The sequence below is a fragment of the Mycobacterium sp. genome, from assembly GCF_049683935.1.
Lineage (GTDB): Bacteria > Actinomycetota > Actinomycetes > Mycobacteriales > Mycobacteriaceae > Mycobacterium.
Window position 1 is genome coordinate 1 of the sequence record NZ_JBAUJR010000295.1, and the last position, 4,973, is coordinate 4,973.

Annotated in this window: 4 protein-coding genes and 1 pseudogene; all 5 read left to right on the forward strand. The window is 69.0% G+C overall.

Annotation, left to right across the window (positions count from 1 at the left end; all coding sequences use genetic code 11):
- Positions 1-271 (forward strand): annotated as a pseudogene (locus WA965_RS17385) (hypothetical protein); the annotation flags it as partial.
- Complete coding sequence (gene miaA / locus WA965_RS17390) at positions 268-1,194, forward strand: tRNA (adenosine(37)-N6)-dimethylallyltransferase MiaA (protein ID WP_526296193.1); 927 nt, start codon at positions 268-270, stop codon at positions 1,192-1,194. The pseudogene WA965_RS17385 and the gene miaA, both read left to right, overlap by 4 nt.
- 4 nt (positions 1,195-1,198) lie before the next feature.
- On the forward strand, positions 1,199-2,065 hold the full coding sequence (dapF, locus tag WA965_RS17395) for a diaminopimelate epimerase (RefSeq protein WP_526296195.1): 867 nt from the start codon (positions 1,199-1,201) through the stop codon (positions 2,063-2,065).
- 44 nt (positions 2,066-2,109) lie between these two features.
- Complete coding sequence (gene hflX / locus WA965_RS17400) at positions 2,110-3,507, forward strand: GTPase HflX (RefSeq protein WP_526296197.1); 1,398 nt, start codon at positions 2,110-2,112, stop codon at positions 3,505-3,507.
- A 201-nt stretch (positions 3,508-3,708) separates the two neighbouring features.
- Positions 3,709-4,973: DEAD/DEAH box helicase (locus tag WA965_RS17405; RefSeq protein WP_526447858.1), on the forward strand; the 1,265-nt coding region annotated here is incomplete at its 3' end.

Sequence of the window (4,973 nt, forward strand, 5' to 3'; positions counted from 1 at the left end):
GGTCCTCGTCGTGGCCGACGGCGCCAACACACTCACCCCACCTGCGCCGGGAGGCTTCGACCCGCAGTCGGTCCCCGTGCAGGCCGCGTTGGACGATGCTCTCGCGGCGGGTGACACCACGGCGCTGACCCGCCTGCCCGACGGCATAGTCGGCCGCGTCGCCCACCAGGTACTGGCCGGACTCGTCGATTCCCCTGTACGGACGACCCGGGAGCTCTACCGCGGTGCGCCCTACGGCGTCGGCTACTTCGTCGGCGTCTGGCATCCGTGAGCAACCCGCGCCCGCTGGCCATCGTCGGGCCGACCGGAACGGGCAAGTCGGAGCTGGCGCTGGCCATCGCGGCGGCGCTCGCCGCGGAGGTCGCCGCCGAGGTGGTGAACGCCGACGCGATGCAGCTCTACCGCGGCATGGATATCGGCACCGCCAAACTGCCGGTGCAGCAGCGCCGCGGGGTGCCCCACCACCAACTCGACGTGCTCGACGTCACCGAGACCGCCACCGTCGCCCGCTACCAGCAGGCCGCGGCGGCGGACGTCGAGGCGATCGCCGCGCGGTCGGCGGTGCCGATCGTGGTCGGCGGATCGATGCTCTACATCCAGTCACTGCTCGACGAATGGTCCTTTCCCGCCACCGACCCGCAGGTACGGGCACGGTGGGAGCAGCGCCTCGCCGAGGGCGGCGTGGCTGCGCTGCACCGGGAACTGGCTCGCGTCGACGCGGCCGCGGCGGCATCGATACTGCCCACCGACGCCCGCCGCATCGTGCGGGCATTGGAGGTCGTGGAGCTCACCGGACAGCCGTTCGCCGCGTCGGCGCCCCGGATCGGTGCGCCGCGCTGGAACACCGCGATCATCGGGTTGGATTGGGAGACAACGATTCTTGACGAACGACTGGCGCGCCGAACGGACACGATGTTCGCCTGCGGTCTGGTCGAGGAGGTCATCTCGCTGCTGGGCAGGGGTCTGCGCGACGGGGTGACGGCGTCGCGGGCGCTGGGATACGCGCAGGTGATCGCCGACCTGGATGCCGGCGGCGACGGATCGGCCGCCCACGAGCCGACATTCATCGGCACGCGCCGCTATGTGCGTAGACAGCGGTCGTGGTTCCGCCGCGATCACCGCATCACCTGGCTCGACGGAGCCGCCCCGGGAAACGTCGACCGGGTGCTGCAGTTGTGGCGCGACGTATCCTGAGCAGGTGAAGTTCGCCAAGGGGCACGGTACGGAGAACGACTTCGTGCTGTTGCCCGACCTGACCGCCGCGATCGACCTGACGCCGGCGGCGGTCGCTGCGCTCTGCGACCGCAGGCGTGGCCTCGGAGCGGACGGACTGCTGCGAGTCACCATCGCCGGCGCAGCCCGCGATGCGGGGGTACTCGAGGAACTGCCCGAAGGCGTGAGCGCTGACGACTGGTTCATGGACTACCGCAACGGCGACGGTTCACCTGCACAGATGTGTGGAAACGGAGTGCGGGTTTTCGCCCACTACCTGTGGGCGCACGGTTTGGAACGGCGCCGTCAGTTCGTCGTCGGCTCACTGGCCGGTCCGCGCCCGGTCGAACTGCACGACGCCGGTGCGCTGCGCGCGGACGTCACCGTCGAGATGGGCAAGGCCAGTCAGTTCGGGAGCGGTTCGGCCGTCGTCGGTGGGCGCCGTTTCACCGGGGTGGCGGTCGACGTCGGCAATCCTCACCTGGCCTGTGTCGACGGCGCCCTCACCGATGCCGACCTGACCGCCCTCGATGTGGCCGCGCCCGTCTCCTTCGACGCCTCGCAGTTTCCCGAAGGAGTCAATGTCGAAGTCCTGACCGCCCCCGTCGACGGCGCAGTGACCATGCGGGTGCATGAACGTGGAGTGGGGGAGACCCGTTCGTGTGGGACGGGAACGGTGGCCGCCGCGTTCGCCGCCCTGCAGCACGACGGACGTACGACCGGTGCCCTGCGGGTCCGGGTTCCCGGCGGTGAGGTCGCGGTGACCATCACCGACGCAGCCAGCTACCTGCGCGGGCCTTCGGTGCTGGTCGCCGACGGCGAACTGTCCGACGCATGGTGGCGGGCGCAGTAAATCAGATGCAGGACGGACCCCGAGAGGGCAACATCTCCGAGTACATGACTGAACCCAACATTCCCAGCACCGGCGAACTCGCCCTCGAAGACCGGGTGGCGCTGCGCCGCGTGGCGGGCCTGTCGACCGAACTCGCCGACGTCACCGAGGTCGAGTACCGCCAGTTGCGGCTCGAACGTGTCGTCCTGGTCGGCGTGTGGACAGACGGCACCGCCGCCGATGCCGATGCCAGCCTGGCCGAGCTCGCCGCGCTTGCGGAGACCGCAGGCTCCGAAGTGCTCGAGGGCCTGGTCCAGCGCCGCGACAAGCCGGACCCTTCGACCTACATCGGCTCGGGCAAGGCGCAGGAGCTGCGGGAGGTGGTCCAAGCCACCGGGGCCGACACCGTGATCTGCGACGGCGAACTGAGCCCCGCGCAGCTCAATGCGCTGGAGAAGGCGGTCAAGGTCAAGGTCATCGACCGCACCGCGCTGATCCTCGACATCTTCGCCCAGCACGCCACCAGTCGGGAGGGCAAGGCCCAGGTGGCGTTCGCTCAGATGGAGTACATGCTGCCGCGGCTGCGCGGCTGGGGTGAGTCGATGTCCCGGCAGGGTGGTGGTGCGGGTGGCAGCGGCGGCGGGGTGGGTACCCGCGGTCCGGGTGAGACCAAGATCGAAACCGACCGCCGCCGGATCCGGGAACGAATGGCCAAGCTGCGCAGGGAAATTCGCGCGATGAAGCAGGTGCGCGATACGCAGCGCAGCCGGCGGCTCGGCAGCGACCTGCCTTCGGTGGCCATCGTCGGCTACACCAACGCCGGCAAATCCAGTGTGCTCAACGCGCTGACCGGTGCCGGTGTGCTGGTCGAGAACGCGTTGTTCGCGACCCTCGAGCCGACCACTCGCCGTGGTGAATTCGCCGACGGTCGGGAGATCGTCCTGACCGACACCGTGGGGTTCGTCCGCCATCTGCCGACCCAGCTGGTCGAGGCGTTCCGGTCGACCCTCGAGGAGGTCGTCGACGCCGAGCTGTTGCTGCACGTCGTCGACGGATCGGATGTCAATCCGCTGGCGCAGATCAACGCGGTACGCCAGGTCATCAGCGAGGTGATCGCCGACCACGACGGCAAAGCGGCGCCAGAATTGCTGGTGGTCAACAAGATCGACGCCGCCGGGGATCTGGCTCTGGCGAAGTTGCGGCGCGCGCTGCCCGACGCGGTGTTCGTGTCCGCACGCACCGGCGACGGGATGGAGCGGTTGCGCTCCCGGATGGCGGAGTTGATCGCCCCCCGCGACGTGGTGATCGATGTCACAATCCCTTACAGCCGTGGCGATCTCGTCAACCGCGTGCATGCCGACGGGCGCGTCGATGCCATGGAGCACAGCGCTTCTGGCACCAGGATCAAGGCACGCGTACCGATTCCGCTCGCTGTCGGGTTGAGCGAGTTCGCGACGTACTGATCGCGGCGACTGCGTCGCAGACACGGTGGTGCGGTAGGCTCAACCAGAACGTCGGCTGCGGAACACCCGCCCACTCAATGGACAACGCCGGCGCCAGATCACCCACTACGGCGAAACCGCCACTGTGTGCGCACTCCCGCTGGACGGATTCCGTCGCGGTTGCCCGGGCACACGCTGCCCGAACAGGCTGGAAAGGCACACATGACCCTGCAATCTTTTGCTGACCTCGGAGTCCCCGCACCGCTGGTGCGCGCGCTGACCGAGCGTGGCATCAACGAACCGTTCCCCATCCAATCCGCCACCCTGCCCGACTCGCTTGCCGGTCGCGATGTGCTCGGCCGCGGAAAGACCGGCAGCGGCAAGACGCTGGCCTTCTCGCTTCCGCTGGTCGCGACGCTCACCGGGCGCCGCAGTCAGCCGTCCCGCCCGACCGGTCTGGTCCTGGCTCCCACGCGGGAACTCGCGACACAGATCACCGCCGTGCTGGAGCCGCTCGCGGCCGCAGCAGGCCTGCGTGTCACCACCATCTTCGGCGGTGTCTCGCAGAGCCGCCAGGTCAGCGCTCTGCGCGGCGGCGTCGACATCGTGGTGGCCTGCCCCGGGCGCCTCGAAGATCTGATGCGCCAGAAGCTGGTCCGGCTCGACGACGTCGCGATCACGGTGCTCGATGAGGCCGATCACATGGCCGATCTCGGCTTCCTGCCCGGCGTCACCCGGATCTTGACGGCGACGCCCGCCGGCGGTCAACGACTGTTGTTCTCGGCCACCCTGGACAACGGGGTGGACAAGCTGGTCAAGCGGTTCCTGCGCGACCCGGTGCTGCACTCGGTCGAAGAGGCCGATGAGGTGCCCGCGGTGATGACCCATCACGTGTTCCACGTCGGCGGAGTGCAGCAGAAGAAAGACCTGGTGCACCGCCTGGCCTCCGGCACGGGACGCCGGATCCTCTTCATGCGCACCAAGCATCAGGCGCGCAAGCTGGCCAAGCAGCTGACCGAATCCGGGGTGCCGTCGGTGGATCTGCACGGCAACCTGTCGCAGCCGGCTCGCGACCGCAACCTGGCCGCATTCACCAGTGGCACAGCGCGGGTGCTCGTGGCCACCGACATCGCTGCTCGCGGTGTCCATGTCGACGGTGTCGAACTGGTCGTCCACGTCGACCCGCCGATGGAACACAAGGCATATCTGCATCGCTCGGGGCGTACCGCCCGGGCCGGGAGCGACGGCGACGTCGTCACCGTCGTACTGCCCGAACAGCGCAGGGACACCCAGCAACTGCTGCGCCGTGCGGGTATCACCGTGCGGCCCCAGGAGGTCACCGCGGACTCGGCTCCGGTGCATGAACTCGTCGGTGAGATCGCACCGTTGCGCGAGGCGCCGAAAGTTGTTGCCCCGACCGTGAAGAGCGGCGGACCGAAGTACGATCGCGGCTCCGATCATCGACGCGGCGGTGGCGCACCCAGGGG